We start from the raw sequence: 14344 nt of genomic DNA, 5'->3' as shown, positions 1-14344 counted from the left end.
TGTTGCGGGCAACCGGTCTTATCGTTATAAGTCAGGGCACTTTTTTCGCAACAAGCCGTCTATGCAGACCATGAGCCCAAACCACACACCCGACACCGCCTCCGTGTTCCAGCTCAAGGGCAGCATGCTCGCCATTACAGTGCTGGAGCTGGCGCGCAATGACCTTGAAGCCCTCGACCGCCAACTGGCGGCCAAAGTCGCCCAGGCACCGAACTTCTTCAGCAACACGCCACTGGTGCTGGCGCTGGACAAGCTGCCGGCCGACGAGGGGGCAATCGACCTGCCCGGCTTGATGCGGATCTGCCGCCACCACGGCCTGCGTACCCTGGCCATCCGTGCCAACCGCATCGAGGACATCGCCGCCGCCATCGCCATCGACCTGCCGGTGCTGCCGCCATCCGGCGCCCGCGAACGGCCGCTGGAGCCCGAACCCGAGGTGAAGAAGCCCGAGCCAGCCCCTGTCCCGCCACCAATCCTCGAACCCGAGGTGCGCCCGACCCGCATCATCACTGCGCCAGTACGTGGCGGCCAGCAGATCTACGCCCAGGGCGGCGACCTGGTGGTGACTGCTTCGGTCAGCCCGGGGGCGGAACTTCTGGCCGATGGCAACATCCATGTGTACGGCGCCATGCGCGGCCGCGCCCTGGCCGGCATCAAAGGCAATACCAAGGCACGTATCTTCTGTCAGCAGATGACCGCCGAAATGGTCTCCATCGCCGGCCAGTACAAGGTCTGCGAGGACCTGCGCCGCGACCCGCTGTGGGGCACAGGCGTGCAAGTCAGCCTGTCTGGCGACGTGTTGAACATCACCCGTCTTTAACGGATACTTGCCAGCATTTTTAGTGCAACTTTTCTTACCGTTGCCATTTATTTGTATTTTTGCAGGGACGTGTGTCCCGATTATTTTAGGGGTGAAACACCTTGGCCAAGATTATCGTGGTTACTTCCGGCAAGGGGGGTGTGGGCAAGACCACCACCAGCGCCGCCATTGGTACCGGCCTCGCACTGCGTGGCCACAAGACCGTCATCGTCGACTTCGACGTGGGCCTGCGTAACCTCGACCTGATCATGGGCTGCGAACGCCGCGTGGTGTACGACTTCGTCAACGTGGTCAACGGCGAAGCCAACCTGCAACAGGCCCTGATCAAGGACAAGCGCCTCGAGAACCTGTACGTGCTGGCCGCCAGCCAGACCCGTGACAAGGACGCGCTGACCCAGGAAGGCGTGGAAAAGGTCCTGATGGAGCTGAAGAAAGACTTCGACTTCGTCATCTGCGACTCGCCGGCCGGTATCGAGAAAGGCGCACACCTGGCCATGTACTTTGCCGACGAAGCCGTCGTGGTCACCAACCCCGAGGTATCCTCGGTGCGAGACTCTGACCGCATGCTGGGCATCCTGTCGAGCAAGTCGCGCCGCTCCGAGAACGGCGAAGAGCCGATCAAGGAACACCTGCTGATCACCCGCTACCACCCGGAGCGCGTGGAAAAGGGCGAAATGCTGAGCATCGCCGACGTCGAAGAGATCCTGGCGATCAAGCTCAAGGGTGTGATCCCCGAGAGCCAGGCAGTGCTCAAGGCTTCCAACCAGGGTATCCCGGTCATCCTCGACGACCAGAGCGATGCCGGCCAGGCCTATAGCGATACCGTCGACCGTCTGCTGGGCAAAGAAAAGCCCCTGCGGTTCATCGAAGTGCCGAAGCAAGGATTCTTCGCGCGCCTGTTTGGAGGCAAGTAAACCATGAACCTTTTTGACTTCTTTCGTGGCAGACAGAAAACTACCAGCGCGTCGGTAGCGAAAGAGCGTCTACAGATCATCGTGGCGCACGAGCGCGGCCAACGCAGCGAACCGGACTACCTGCCAGCGCTGCAGAAAGAACTGCTGGAAGTGATCCGCAAATATGTGAACATCGGCAACGATGATGTGCATATCGAGCTGGAAAACCAGGGTAGCTGCTCGATTCTGGAGCTGAACATCACCTTGCCGGATCGCTGATCCGCGCAATTGGCCATCGGGGCTGCCTTGCAGCCCATTCGCGGCACAAGGCCGCTCCTACAGGGGTACGCATTTCCTTGTAGGAGCGGCCTTGTGCCGCGAATGGGCCGCAAGGCGGCCCCGATGGTTTTCCCCGATATCACAGAGATACTGCAATGCCGCTGTCCAACATCCAGATACTGCACGAAGACGCCGCCATCCTGGTGATCAACAAACCGACCCTGCTGCTGTCGGTACCCGGCCGCGCCGAGGACAACAAGGACTGCCTGATCACTCGCCTGCAGGAAAACGGCTACCCCGACGCGCTGATCGTGCACCGCCTGGACTGGGAAACTTCCGGCATCATCCTGCTGGCACGGGATGCCGACAGCCACCGTGAGCTGTCGCGCCAGTTCCACGACCGCGAAACCGAAAAGGCCTACACCGCACTATGCTGGGGCCAGCCGGCGCTGGACAGCGGCAGCATCGACCTGCCGCTGCGCTACGACCCGCCGACCAAGCCACGGCATGTGGTGGACCACGAGCAGGGCAAGCATGCGCTGACCTTCTGGCGCATCGTCGAGCGCTGCGGTGATTACTGCCGGGTAGAGCTGACACCGATTACCGGGCGTTCGCACCAGTTGCGCGTGCACATGCTGTCGATCGGGCACCCGCTGCTGGGCGACCGGCTGTATGCCAACCCCGAGGCACTGGCTGCCCATGAGCGGTTGTGCTTGCATGCCTCGATGCTGAGCTTTACCCACCCGGTGTCCGGGGAGCGGTTGAAGTTCGAGTGCCCTGCGCCCTTCTGATTGTGTACAGCCTGTACTGGCCTCTTCGCGGCTAAAGCCGCTCCCACAGGGACCGCACCGCTTTCGACGGTTGTGCAGTACCTGTGGGAGCGGCTTCAGCCGCGAAGAGGCAGACACAATTTGTCGACCTAATACGCTAAACTCGCGCCACTGCTGTCTGGAGTGAGCTATGCGCGACGCACTGAATTCTGGCCTTATCGACTTCCTCAAGGCCTCCCCCACGCCCTTCCATGCCACCGCCAGCCTGGCCCAGCGCCTGGAAGCTGCCGGCTACCAGCGCCTGGACGAGCGCGACAGCTGGGCCACGGTACCTGGCGGCCGCTACTACGTCACCCGTAACGACTCGTCGATCATCGCCATCAAGCTGGGCAAGCAGGCACCGTTGCTGAACGGCATCCGCATGGTCGGTGCCCACACCGACAGCCCGTGCCTGCGGGTCAAGCCGCAGCCCGAGCTGCAGCGCCAGGGCTTCCTGCAGCTGGGCGTCGAAGTGTATGGCGGCGCCCTGCTGGCGCCATGGTTCGACCGCGACCTGTCGCTGGCCGGCCGGGTCACCTACCGCCGTGACGGCAAGGTCGAAAGCCAGCTGATCGACTTCAAGCTGCCGATCGCGGTCATCCCCAACCTGGCAATCCATCTCAATCGCACCGCCAACGAAGGCTGGGCGATCAACCCGCAGAACGAGCTGCCGCCGATCCTGGCCCAGGTCGCGGGTGACGAGCGCATCGACTTCCGCGCCCTGCTCACCGAGCAACTGGCCCGCGAGCACGAGCTGATCGCCGACGTGGTGCTGGATTACGAGCTGAGCTTCTACGACACCCAAAACGCCGCGCTGGTCGGCCTGAACGGCGATTTCATCGCCGGCGCGCGCCTGGACAACCTGTTGTCGTGCTATGCCGGCCTGCAGGCACTGCTGGCCGCCGACAGCGACGAGACCTGCGTACTGGTGTGCAACGACCATGAAGAAGTCGGCAGCTGCTCGGCCTGTGGCGCCGACGGGCCGATGCTGGAGCAGACCCTGCAACGCCTGCTGCCGGATGGCGACGCCTACGTGCGCACCATCCAGCGCTCGCTGATGGTGTCGGCCGACAACGCCCACGGCGTGCACCCCAACTACGCCGACAAGCACGACGGCAACCACGGGCCCAAGCTCAACGCCGGGCCGGTAATCAAGGTGAACAACAACCAGCGCTACGCTACCAACAGCGAAACCGCCGGGTTCTTCCGTCACCTGTGCATGGCCGAGGAAGTGCCGGTGCAGAGCTTCGTGGTACGCAGCGACATGGGCTGTGGTTCGACCATCGGGCCGATTGCCGCCAGCCACCTGGGCGTGCGTACGGTGGATATCGGCTTGCCGACCTTTGCCATGCATTCGATTCGCGAACTGTGCGGCAGCCATGACCTGGCGCACCTGGTGAAGGTGCTGAGCGCCTTCTACCGTTGCCGCGAGTTGCCTTGAGATCCTGAAGACCACCCCGCCCTTTGTAGGAGCAGCCTTGCGCTGCGAAGAGGCCGGTACAACCAGCAGAGATGCTTGGGGTGTACTGGCCTCTTCGCAGCGCAAGGCTGCTCCTACAGAGAGCGTCGTTGCCTGGTAGTGCTCAAGGTCAATCCCGCTTCGTCTGCCACCCGCTATGCTTGTTACATGGCCCCATTGCAAAAGGATTGCTGTCCATGTCCCCGTTCCTGTCCCTGTTCGTGCCGGTGTTTCTGTTCCTGTTGCTGCTGACCATCGGTTTCAGCCTGCGCGAGCGCAATATCGGCGTTGTGATGATGTGGGTCGGCACACTGGGTATCTTCGGCCTCACCTGCTGGAAAATCCTGGAGCAACTGCCGTCGTGAACCTCTACACTCGGTCAATCGTTTGACCTGAGGTAGTTTTGCCAGTGCCTGCTCTCCTGCGTTGCCTGTTCCTGCTGCTGTTCCTGTTTGTCACCCCGTTACAGGCTGCGGGCCTGCCAGGCCTGCTGGGTGGCAGCGCGCCCGCGCAGCCAGAAGCCAGCGAACCGCTGGGCAAGTCGCTGGACGAGGTGATCAAGAACCTGGAAAACGACCAGCAGCGGGCCAAGCTCCTGGCCGACCTGAAAAAGCTGCGCGACGCCACCAGGCAATCGCAACCCACCGTCGAACAGGGCGTGCTCGGCCTGATCGGCGGCGCCCTGCAGGACTTCGAAAAGCAGTTCAGCGGCGATGCCAGCCCGTTCCATCGCTGGGCCGCGGAAATCGAACAGGCCCAGGCCGAACTGACCGAGTTGATGGTGCCGGTGCACCAGTGGCCGGCCATTCTGTTCGGCTTTGCCGCCGTCATCGCCGTCTGGAGCGTGCTGGCCTACGCCTTCAACTGGGTAGGGCATCGGGTACGCCTGCGTTTTGGCCTGAGCGAGGAACTGCCGCAGCACCCACGCACCTGGGACCTGGTGCGCTTTGCCCTGCGCAAGCTGGGCCCATGGCTGGTGGCGCTGGTGTTCACCGTTTACCTGAGCTTCGTGCTGCCGCCGTCGCTGGGCAAGTCGCTGGCCATGGTGCTGGCCTACGCACTGGTGGTCGGCACCTGCTTCTCGGCCATCTGCGTGATTGCCTTCTCGCTGCTCGACGGCCCCCACCGCCACCGCGCCCTGTACATCCTGCGCCACCAGGCCTTCCGCCCGCTGTGGCTGATCGGCAGTTTCGCCGCGTTTGGCGAAGCGATGAGCGACCCGCGCCTGATGGTCGCCCTCGGCACCCACCTGGCCCACGCCCTGGCCACCCTGGCCAACGTGATCGCGGCGCTGTGCACCGGGCTGTTCATCCTGCGCTTCCGTCGCCCGATCGCCCACCTGATCCGCAACCAGCCGCTGTCACGGCGCCTGACCCGGCGCACCCTCAGTGACACCATCGAGATCCTCGGCAGCTTCTGGTTCGTGCCAGCACTGATCCTGGTGGCGATTTCGCTGTTCGCTACCTTTATCTCGGCCGGCGACACCAGCACCGCCCTGCGCCAGTCGCTGATGTGCACGGTGCTGGTGGTGGTGTGCATGGTGCTCAACGGCCTGGTGCGCCGCCACGCCGCCAACCCCAAGCGCGCCAGCAAGCGCCAGGCGGTGTATGCCGAACGCCTGCGCAACTTCGGCTACCTGCTGGTGCACCTGTTCATCTGGCTGGTGTTCATCGAACTGGGGCTGCGTGTGTGGGGCCTGTCGATGATCAGCTTCGCCGAAGGCGACGGTCACGACATAAGCGTGCGCCTGCTGGGCCTGGCCGGCACGCTGATCGTCGCCTGGCTGGTGTGGATCCTTGCCGACACCGCCGTGCACCACGCCCTGGTGCGTTCGCGCCGGGGCCTGGCCAACGCCCGCGCGCAAACCATGATGCCGTTGATCCGCAATGTGATGTTCGTGGTCATCTTCATCATCGCGGTGATCGTCGCCCTGGCCAACATGGGCATGAACGTCACCCCGCTGCTGGCGGGTGCCGGTGTGATCGGCCTGGCCATCGGCTTTGGTGCCCAGTCGCTGGTGGCCGACCTGATCACCGGCTTGTTCATCATCATCGAGGACTCGCTGGCCATCGACGACTACGTGGATGTGGGCGGCCACCTGGGCACGGTGGAGGGGCTGACCATCCGTACCGTACGCCTGCGTGACATCGACGGCATCGTGCATACCATCCCGTTCAGCGAGATCAAGAGCATCAAGAACTACTCGCGCGAGTTCGGCTACGCGATCTTCCGCGTGGCGATCCCGCACAGCATGAACATCGACCAGGCCATCACGCTGATTCGCGAAGTGGGGCAGAAGCTGCGCAACGACCCGCTGATGCGCCGCAACATCTGGTCGCCGCTGGAGCTGCAGGGGGTGGAGAGCTTCGAGTCGGGGTCGGCGATCTTGCGAGCGCGGTTCAAGACTGCGCCGATCAAGCAGTGGGAAGTATCGCGGGCCTTCAACCTGGCTTTGAAGCGGCAGCTGGATGAGGCCGGGCTGGATTTGGCAACGCCACGGTTGTCAGTGCAGGTAGTGACTGCCGGTTCTTCCAGTTAAGGCCTATTCGCGGGTGAACCCGCTCCCACAAGTACTGTGCAAAGGCTGAAACCTGTGCGGCCCCTGTGGGAGCGGGCGAGCCCGCGAAGAAGCCAACACCTCAACCCGCCTGGGCGCGGATGCGGATGGCATCATGCCGCCAATACTCCAGGTCGCAGTCGATCAGGTGCCCATGCTGGTCACTGTTGACCCGGGTGATATGCAACCCGGGGCTTCCCGCCGACACCTTCAAGGCACCGGCTGCCTCCACCGGCAACGCCGTCGGCAAGATCTCGAAGCACACCTGCCCATACTGGATGCCGTACACCCGCCCATAAATCTCGGTCAGCGACTGGGCCAGGTCCTGTTCGAGAATCTCCGGGAAGTACCTGGGGTTGAGGTAGTGCTCGGCATACAGCACCGCCCGCCCATCGATCCGCCGCAACCGGCAGATACGTACCACGCTGGACAACGCAGGCAGTTGCAAGCGCGCACAGATGGCCGCCGACGCCGGCTGTAGCCGAGCCGACAAGAGTTCGGTACTGGGCACCCGCCCCTGGTCGCGGACCATGGCATGGAAGTGGCTGCGCTCGATCAGGTCGTAGGTCAGCCGCTCGGGCGCGACGAACCAGCCGCGACGCTCTTCGCGGTAGATCAGCCCCTGGGCTTCCAGCTGCACCAGCGCCTCACGCAGGGTAATGCGCGTGGTATCGAACACCTCGCTGAGCTTGCGCTCGGCCGGCAGCTTGCCGCCCGGCGCCAGCAAGCCGTGCTCGATCTGTTCCTGCAGGGCGTGACAGATGGCTGTTACCGCACGCGGTGGCATCGGCTGCATCAAAGGTTACCTATCTGGACTAGTCCAGCCCCAGAACAGGGCACTTGGAGATTAGTGCAAGCCTAGGCAGGGCTGATGAACATCCTGTGACAAGGCTTTGGCCAGACACTGCCAGAAACGCGCCAAGCCAGCAGAACCGGGGCGGTTCAGTGGTCTACGCTGTAGCTTCAGGGCCTTCACCAGCCCTTCCCTACATCAAACTGTCACGCAAGCAGCCTACCTTGGCTCAAGGTTTGCTGACCTAGACCAACGGTCACCAGACAACGGCTTCACTCATAACAACCATCGCTAAAGGCACCCACCAAGGAGCTTCGGATGAAAAAGTTGTTCATGGCGTCACTGCTCGGTTCGGCCATCGCCCTGTGTACCACGGCAATGGCCGCCGATACCGACCTCAAGGCCCTGGAAGACGCCGCCCGCAAGGAAGGCAACGTCAACAGCGTGGGCATGCCCGATGCCTGGGCCAACTGGAAAGGCACCTGGGAAGACCTGGCCAGCAAGTACGGCCTGAAGCACAGCGACACCGACATGAGCTCGGCCCAGGAAATCGCCAAGTTCGAAGCCGAGAAGGACAACGCCAGCGCCGACATCGGCGACGTGGGTGCCGCCTTCGGCCCGATCGCCGTGAGCAAGGGCGTGAGCCAACCATACAAGCCGAGCACCTGGGACCAGGTGCCGACCTGGGCCAAGGACAAGGACGGCCACTGGGCGCTGGCCTATACCGGCACCATCGCCTTCATCATCAACAAGGACCTGGTCAAGGAAGGCGAGCGGCCAACGACCTGGCACGACTTGGAAAAAGGCAAGTACAAGGTTGCCATCGGTGACGTCGGCACCGCAGCCCAGGCCGCCAACGGCGTGCTGGCAGCGGCTATCGCCTACAAGGGTGACGAGACCAACCTGGCACCGGGCCTGCAACTGTTCACCAAGCTGGCCCAGCAGAAGCGCCTGTCGCTGGCCAACCCGACCATCCAGACCCTGGAGAAGGGCGAGGTGGAAGTGGGCGTGGTGTGGGACTTCAACGGCCTGAGCTACCGTGAACAGATCGACCCCAAGCGTTTCGAAGTGCTGATCCCGTCGGATGGCTCGGTGATCTCCGGCTATACCACCATCATCAACAAGTACGCCAAGCACCCGAATGCGGCCAAGCTGACACGTGAATACATCTTCAGCGATGCCGGGCAGATCAACCTGGCCAAAGGGCATGCGCGGCCGATCCGTGCCGAGCACCTGAAGCTGCCGGACGATGTGCAGGCCAAGTTGCTGCCCAACGAACAGTACAAGGCTGCACAGCCGATCAAGAATGCCGAGGCCTGGGAAGCGAGCTCGAAGAAACTGCCGCAGATGTGGCAAGAGCAGGTGATCATCGAGATGGAGTAAGGGGCTAGTTTCTCTAGCGCCTGGACGGGCCCTTTCGCGGGTAAACCCGCTCCCACAGGTACAGCGCACACCTCAAGGCCGGCGCATGACCCTGTAGGAGCGGGTTTACCCGCGAAGAAGCCAACGCGGTTTATGACTGGAGCCACCATGCAACACAACGTCATCCTGGTCCTGCTCGACGGCCTCAACTATCAGGTCGCCCACCACGCCATGGGCCACCTGCACGCCTACGTCGAGGCCGACCGTGCCGCGCTGTACCGCGTGGAATGCGAACTGCCGTCGCTGTCGCGGCCGCTGTACGAGTGCATCCTCACCGGTGTACCGCCGATCGACAGCGGCATCGTGCACAACAACGTCAACCGTCTGTCCAACCAGCGCAGCGTGTTCCACTACGCCCGCGAGGCCAACCTGGGCACTGCGGCTGCGGCCTATCACTGGATGAGCGAGCTGTACAACCGCTCGCCCTTCGACCCGCAGCGCGACCGCCATACCCACGCACCGAAGCTGCCGATCCAGCACGGGCTGTTCTACTGGGACGACCGTTACCCCGATTCGCACCTGCTGGCCGATGGCGAATACCTGCGCCGCCGCCACGCCCCCAATTTCCTGCTGGTGCACCCGATGAGCATCGACGATGTCGGCCACCACCACGGTCTGGACAGCAGCCAGTACCGCAACGCCGCACGCAGCGCCGACATCCTGCTGGCCGACTACCTGCCAGGCTGGCTCGAAGAGGGCTACCAGGTACTGGTCACCGCCGACCACGGCATGAACAACGACCGCTCGCACAATGGCCTGCTGACCGAGGAGCGCGAAGTGCCGCTGTTCGTCTTCGGCGATGCCTTCAGCCTCGATCCTGCGGCCAAACCGCTGCAGACCGAGCTGTGCGGGACCATCTGCGAGCTGCTCGGCGCACCGCATGACAAGAGTGTCTGCCGGGAGTTGCTGAAGTGACCACACCCAAGAGCAGCAGCGCCCGTGGCCGCTACCTGGCCCTGCTCTGCCTGCTACCGTTCGCCGTGTTCTTCGTCATCTTCCAGATCGCCCCGCTGGCCTGGGTGGCGATCAACAGCCTGCAATCGGAAGCAGGTTGGGGCGTGGACAACTTCAGCAAGGTATTCGCCTCGAAGTTCTACCTGCAGGCCCTGCAACGCAGCCTGGAGATCAGCTTCTGGTCGAGCCTGTTCGGCATCGTCATCGCCACCCTGGGCGCCTACTCGCTGCGCCAGGTGGACTCGAAGCTGCGCGACTTCGTCAGCGCCTTCGCCAACATGACCAGCAACTTCGCCGGGGTGCCGCTGGCCTTCGCCTTCATCATCCTGCTCGGTTTCAACGGCGCGCTGACCCTGCTGCTGAAGCAGGTCGGCCTGCTGGAGGACTTCAGCATCTATTCCAAGAGCGGGCTGATCCTGGTGTACACCTACTTCCAGATCCCGCTTGGCGTGTTGCTGCTGTACCCCGCGTTCGACGCACTGCGCGAAGACTGGCGCGAGTCGGCCGCACTGCTGGGGGCCAGCCACTGGCAATTCTGGCGGCACATCGGCCTGCCGGTGCTGACCCCGGCACTGCTGGGCACTTTCGTCATCCTGTTGGCCAACGCCCTCGGTGCCTACGCCACCGTGTACGCGCTGACAACCGGCAACTTCAACGTACTGCCGATCCGCATCGCCGGCCTGGTGGCCGGTGACATCAGCCTCGATCCCAACCTGGCCAGCGCCCTGGCGATGGTACTGGTGGGGCTGATGACGCTGGTCACGGTGGTGCACCAATGGCTGCTGAAAAGGAGCTACCATGCGCGCTGACGCCCGTTCCGGCGGCTGGTACCACCGCGCCGTGGTCTACCTGCTGTTCCTCATCCTGCTGCTGCCGCTGGCCGGCACCCTGCTCTACTCGCTGGCCACCAGCTGGTCGGCCAGCCTGCTGCCCAGCGGCCTGACCTTCAAGTGGTACATCGCGCTGTGGAGCGAGCCGCGCTTCCTGGCCGCCTTCGGCCAGTCGCTGCTGGTGTGCGTGGGCGCGCTGCTGCTGTCGGTGGTGCTGATCCTGCCGCTGCTGTTCGTGGTGCACTACCACTTCCCGAGGCTCGACGCGCTGATGAACATCCTCATCCTGCTGCCGTTCGCGGTGCCGCCGGTGGTGTCGTCGGTGGGGCTGCTGCAGCTGTATGGCAGCGGGCCCATGGCCATGGTCGGTACACCGTGGATCCTGATCGGCTGCTATTTCACCATCGCCTTGCCGTTCATGTACCGGGCCATTACCAACAACCTGCAGGCGATCAACCTGCGCGACCTGATGGACGCCGCCCAGCTGCTGGGCGCCAGCACCTGGCAGGCGGCGCTGCTGGTGGTGCTGCCGAACCTGCGCAAGGGCCTGATGGTGGCACTGCTGCTGTCGTTCTCGTTCCTGTTCGGCGAGTTCGTGTTCGCCAACCTGCTGGTCGGCACCCGCTACGAGACCCTGCAGGTGTACCTGAACAACATGCGCAACAGCAGCGGCCACTTCAACAGCGCGCTGGTGATCTCGTATTTCGCCTTCGTGCTGGTACTGACCTGGGTCGCCAACCGCCTGAACAAGGACAAGACCTGACATGAGCTTCGTCAGCGTACAGAAACTGCAAAAAAGCTACGCCGGCAGCCCGGTGTTCGAGAACATCGACTGCCATATCGAACGCGGTGAGTTCGTCACCCTGCTTGGCCCGTCCGGTTGCGGCAAGTCAACGCTGCTGCGCTGCATCGCCGGGCTGACCCCGGTGGACAGCGGGCAGATCCTGCTCGACGGCCATGACATCGTACCGCTGAGCCCGCAAAAGCGTGGCATCGGCATGGTGTTTCAAAGCTATGCGCTGTTCCCCAACATGACCGTGGAGCAGAACGTCGCCTTCGGCTTGCGCATGCAGAAGGTCAAGGCCGACGAAAGTCAGGCCCGGGTGCGCGAGGCGCTGGAACTGGTGGAACTGGGCAACTTCGCCGGGCGCTACCCGCACCAGTTGTCCGGCGGCCAGTGCCAGCGCGTTGCCCTGGCCCGCTCGCTGGTCACCCGCCCGCGCCTGCTGCTGCTCGACGAGCCGCTGTCGGCGCTGGATGCGCGCATCCGCAAGCACCTGCGCGAGCAGATCCGTGCCATCCAGCGCGAGCTGGGGCTGACCACCATCTTCGTCACCCACGACCAGGAAGAGGCGCTGACCATGTCCGACCGCATCTTCCTGATGAACCAGGGGCGCATCGTCCAGAGCGGCGATGCCGAAACACTCTATACAGCGCCGGTGGACCTGTTTGCCGCGGGCTTCATCGGCAACTACAACCTGCTCGACGCCGACAGCGCCAGCCGCCTGCTGCAGCGCCCGGTGGCCAGCCGCCTGGCGATCCGCCCCGAATCGATCACCCTGAGCGTGAACGGCGAAATGGACGCCGAGGTGCGCAGCCACAGCCTGCTGGGCAACGTGATCCGCTACCGGGTGCAGGTACGCGGGGTGGAGCTGGTGGTCGATGTGCTCAACCGCTCACCGTCCGACCTGCACTCGGACGGGCAACGGGTAAGCTTGTCGATCGACCCCACGGCGCTACGAGAAGTGGCCTAAGGAGAATCAACACCATGGCACTGGCAATTTTCGATCTGGACGAAACCCTGATCCACGGCGACTGCGCGTCGCTGTGGAGCGAGCAGATGGCCCGGCTGGGCTGGGTCGACGGCAAAGCCTTCCTGCGCCGCGACCATGAGTTGATGGAAGCCTACGGCAAGGGCCACCTGCGGATGGAGGAGTACATGGCCTTCAGCCTGGAGCCGATTGCCGGGCGCACCCTGGAAGAGGTCGAGCACCTGGTGGCGCCTTGGGTCGAAGAGGTGATCGAGCCGATCATCTACGGCGACGCCTGCCGCTGCATTGCCGAGCACCGCAAGCGCGGGGATCGCATCCTGATCATTTCGGCGTCGGGTACGCACCTGGTCGGGCCGATTGCGGCGCGGCTGGGGGTGGACGAATACCTGGCGATCGAACTGGAGGCGGTGAACGGGGTTTATACCGGCAAGACCCACGGGGTGCTGACCTATCGCGAAGGGAAGATCACGCGGTTGCTGGAATGGCTGGACCAGGAGCAGGAGAACCTGGAAGGAGCGACTTTCTATTCCGACTCGCGCAACGATTTGCCGTTGTTGTTGAAGGTGGATCATCCGCATGTGGTGAACCCGGATGCGGTGTTGCGGGAGCATGCCGAGATCAACAAGTGGCCGATCCTGAGCTGGGCCTGAGGTAATCGCATCGCCTGCACCGGCCCTTTCGCGGGTAAACCCGCTCCCACAGGGACCACACAGTTTTCAAGCCTGTGGTAATCCCTGTGGGAGCGGGTTCACCCGCGAAGAGGCCAGGCCTGCTTACACCAGGCTAGGGTCTATCACCATCACCAGCTTGCCCGACACCTGGTTGGTCTCAAGCTCGGCATACGCCGCCTGGGCAAACTCCACCGGGTAGGTATCCACCAGTTGCGGCGACAGGCGCCCTTCGGCAAACAGCGGCCAAACCTGCTGCTGCAAATCGCGCAGCAGTTCGGCCTTGAAGCCGTCATCGCGGTTGCGCAGCGTGGAGCCGGTAATCTCCAGGCGCTTGCCCAGTACCTGTGCCAGGTCCAGCTCGAACTTGCGCCCGCCCATCAGGCCGATGATCACCCAGCGCCCGTCACGCGCCAGCAGCTTGAGGTTGAGCTCGCCGTAGCTGGCGCCCACCGGGTCGAGAATCACGTCGAACGGGCCAAAACCTTCCAGCGCTTCCAGGTTTTCGTTACGTACCACACCACCGGCGGCGCCCAGCGCCTCGCAGTAGGCCAGGCGGTCCTGGGAACCGACGCTGACCCACACCGGGCTGCCGAACGCCTTGCACAGCTGGATGGCGGCCGAGCCAACGCCGCTGGCGCCAGCGTGCACCAGCACCTTCTCGCCAGCTTTCACGCCACCCAGCTGGAAGATGTTCAGCCAGGCAGTGGCATATACCTCCGGCAACGCCGCCGCTTCGTGCAGGCTCAGGCCTTCGGGCACCGGCAGCACGTGGCGGGCATCCACCACCACTTCCTCGGCCATGGCGCCGCTGGCCAGCAATGCGCACACCCGGTCACCCACCCGCCAGTCGGCACCGGCCCCCACTTCCTCGACCACCCCGGAGCACTCCAGGCCCATGTACGGGCTGGCGCCTGGCGGTGGTGGGTACAAACCTTTCATCTGCAGCAGATCGGCGCGGTTCAGCCCCGCAGCAGCCACGCGAATGCGCACTTGACCCGCGTCGCAGGCCGGGCGCTCGGCCTCGACCCAAGCCACATGTCCGTCAACGCCTTGCAATGCCTTCACAGTGCCTCCATAGTTGAATC

General features: G+C 63.7%; 15 protein-coding genes. 13 read left to right on the top strand and 2 right to left on the bottom strand.

The features are described 5' to 3' along the window. The first annotated feature begins 61 nt into the window (after positions 1-61). From minC to E5221_RS06925, 7 genes are all read left to right on the top strand, one after another. Positions 62-820, top strand: a complete 759-nt coding sequence (gene minC / locus E5221_RS06955) for a septum site-determining protein MinC (protein WP_023660587.1) — start codon at positions 62-64, stop codon at positions 818-820. 101 nt (positions 821-921) lie between these two features. Further along, positions 922-1734 (top strand): septum site-determining protein MinD, encoded by an 813-nt coding sequence (gene minD / locus E5221_RS06950; protein WP_013971423.1) that lies wholly within the window; start codon positions 922-924, stop codon positions 1732-1734. Between the two features lie 3 nt (positions 1735-1737). Next, positions 1738-1992 carry a cell division topological specificity factor MinE gene (gene minE / locus E5221_RS06945; protein ID WP_025338068.1) on the top strand — a complete coding sequence of 85 codons (255 nt, stop codon included), beginning with the start codon at positions 1738-1740 and terminating at the stop codon, positions 1990-1992. A 155-nt stretch (positions 1993-2147) separates the two neighbouring features. Continuing rightward, complete coding sequence (locus E5221_RS06940; RefSeq protein ID WP_011532730.1) at positions 2148-2783, top strand: RluA family pseudouridine synthase; 636 nt, start codon at positions 2148-2150, stop codon at positions 2781-2783. Between the two features lie 169 nt (positions 2784-2952). After that, positions 2953-4242: a M18 family aminopeptidase gene (locus E5221_RS06935; RefSeq protein WP_247727188.1), complete on the top strand. Its 1290-nt coding sequence runs from the start codon at positions 2953-2955 to the stop codon at positions 4240-4242. A 215-nt stretch (positions 4243-4457) separates the two neighbouring features. Then, the gene (locus E5221_RS06930; protein WP_003260099.1) at positions 4458-4625 is read left to right on the top strand and encodes a hypothetical protein; all 168 of its coding nucleotides are present in this window, start codon (positions 4458-4460) and stop codon (positions 4623-4625) included. A gap of 44 nt (positions 4626-4669) precedes the next feature. Further along, positions 4670-6799, top strand: coding sequence for a mechanosensitive ion channel domain-containing protein (locus E5221_RS06925; RefSeq protein WP_013971419.1), 2130 nt, complete (start codon positions 4670-4672; stop codon positions 6797-6799). 100 nt (positions 6800-6899) lie between these two features. Here the strand turns inward: E5221_RS06925 and phnR are convergent, their stop codons facing one another. Beyond that, positions 6900-7613 carry a phosphonate utilization transcriptional regulator PhnR gene (phnR, locus tag E5221_RS06920; protein ID WP_013971418.1) on the bottom strand — a complete coding sequence of 238 codons (714 nt, stop codon included), beginning with the start codon at positions 7611-7613 and terminating at the stop codon, positions 6900-6902. Between the two features lie 315 nt (positions 7614-7928). Between phnR and E5221_RS06915 the strand changes: the two genes are divergently transcribed. The 6 genes from E5221_RS06915 (at position 7929) to E5221_RS06890 (ending at position 13238) form a co-directional block, all read left to right on the top strand. Beyond that, a complete protein-coding gene (locus E5221_RS06915) occupies positions 7929-8993 on the top strand; it encodes an ABC transporter substrate-binding protein (RefSeq protein ID WP_024086428.1) in 1065 nt (354 codons plus the stop codon). Positions 8994-9140: 147 nt separating this feature from the next. Then, positions 9141-9947, top strand: coding sequence for an alkaline phosphatase family protein (locus tag E5221_RS06910; protein WP_025338062.1), 807 nt, complete (start codon positions 9141-9143; stop codon positions 9945-9947). Then, positions 9944-10795: an ABC transporter permease subunit gene (locus E5221_RS06905; RefSeq protein ID WP_247847032.1), complete on the top strand. Its 852-nt coding sequence runs from the start codon at positions 9944-9946 to the stop codon at positions 10793-10795. Before E5221_RS06910 ends, E5221_RS06905 begins: the two co-directional genes overlap by 4 nt. Then, complete coding sequence (locus tag E5221_RS06900; protein ID WP_013971414.1) at positions 10785-11579, top strand: ABC transporter permease; 795 nt, start codon at positions 10785-10787, stop codon at positions 11577-11579. The genes E5221_RS06905 and E5221_RS06900 overlap by 11 nt, the downstream gene beginning before the upstream one ends. A 1-nt stretch (position 11580) precedes the next feature. Next, positions 11581-12570, top strand: coding sequence for an ABC transporter ATP-binding protein (locus tag E5221_RS06895; protein ID WP_182328607.1), 990 nt, complete (start codon positions 11581-11583; stop codon positions 12568-12570). Between the two features lie 14 nt (positions 12571-12584). Further along, complete coding sequence (locus E5221_RS06890; protein ID WP_061550814.1) at positions 12585-13238, top strand: HAD family hydrolase; 654 nt, start codon at positions 12585-12587, stop codon at positions 13236-13238. Positions 13239-13361: 123 nt separating this feature from the next. On the opposite strand, the gene E5221_RS06885 is transcribed toward E5221_RS06890, so the two are convergent. Beyond that, positions 13362-14324, bottom strand: coding sequence for an NAD(P)H-quinone oxidoreductase (locus tag E5221_RS06885; RefSeq protein ID WP_061550813.1), 963 nt, complete (start codon positions 14322-14324; stop codon positions 13362-13364). Positions 14325-14344: the final 20 nt, after the last annotated feature.

The organism is Pseudomonas sp. A2 (genome assembly GCF_023100865.1).
Lineage (GTDB): Bacteria > Pseudomonadota > Gammaproteobacteria > Pseudomonadales > Pseudomonadaceae > Aquipseudomonas > Aquipseudomonas asiatica.
This window is presented reverse-complemented; position numbering and strand designations above follow the sequence as displayed.

Excerpts from the sequence above, each read along its gene's own strand:
- minC (WP_023660587.1), top strand. The coding sequence starts at position 62 with ATGCAGACCATGAGCCCAAACCACACACCCGACACCGCCTCCGTGTTC.
- minE (WP_025338068.1), top strand. The coding sequence starts at position 1,738 with ATGAACCTTTTTGACTTCTTTCGTGGCAGACAGAAAACTACCAGCGCG.
- E5221_RS06940 (WP_011532730.1), top strand. The coding sequence starts at position 2,148 with ATGCCGCTGTCCAACATCCAGATACTGCACGAAGACGCCGCCATCCTG.
- E5221_RS06935 (WP_247727188.1), top strand. The coding sequence starts at position 2,953 with ATGCGCGACGCACTGAATTCTGGCCTTATCGACTTCCTCAAGGCCTCC.
- E5221_RS06930 (WP_003260099.1), top strand. The coding sequence starts at position 4,458 with ATGTCCCCGTTCCTGTCCCTGTTCGTGCCGGTGTTTCTGTTCCTGTTG.
- phnR (WP_013971418.1), bottom strand. The coding sequence starts at position 7,613 with ATGCAGCCGATGCCACCGCGTGCGGTAACAGCCATCTGTCACGCCCTG.
- E5221_RS06915 (WP_024086428.1), top strand. The coding sequence starts at position 7,929 with ATGAAAAAGTTGTTCATGGCGTCACTGCTCGGTTCGGCCATCGCCCTG.
- E5221_RS06910 (WP_025338062.1), top strand. The coding sequence starts at position 9,141 with ATGCAACACAACGTCATCCTGGTCCTGCTCGACGGCCTCAACTATCAG.
- E5221_RS06900 (WP_013971414.1), top strand. The coding sequence starts at position 10,785 with ATGCGCGCTGACGCCCGTTCCGGCGGCTGGTACCACCGCGCCGTGGTC.
- E5221_RS06895 (WP_182328607.1), top strand. The coding sequence starts at position 11,581 with ATGAGCTTCGTCAGCGTACAGAAACTGCAAAAAAGCTACGCCGGCAGC.
- E5221_RS06890 (WP_061550814.1), top strand. The coding sequence starts at position 12,585 with ATGGCACTGGCAATTTTCGATCTGGACGAAACCCTGATCCACGGCGAC.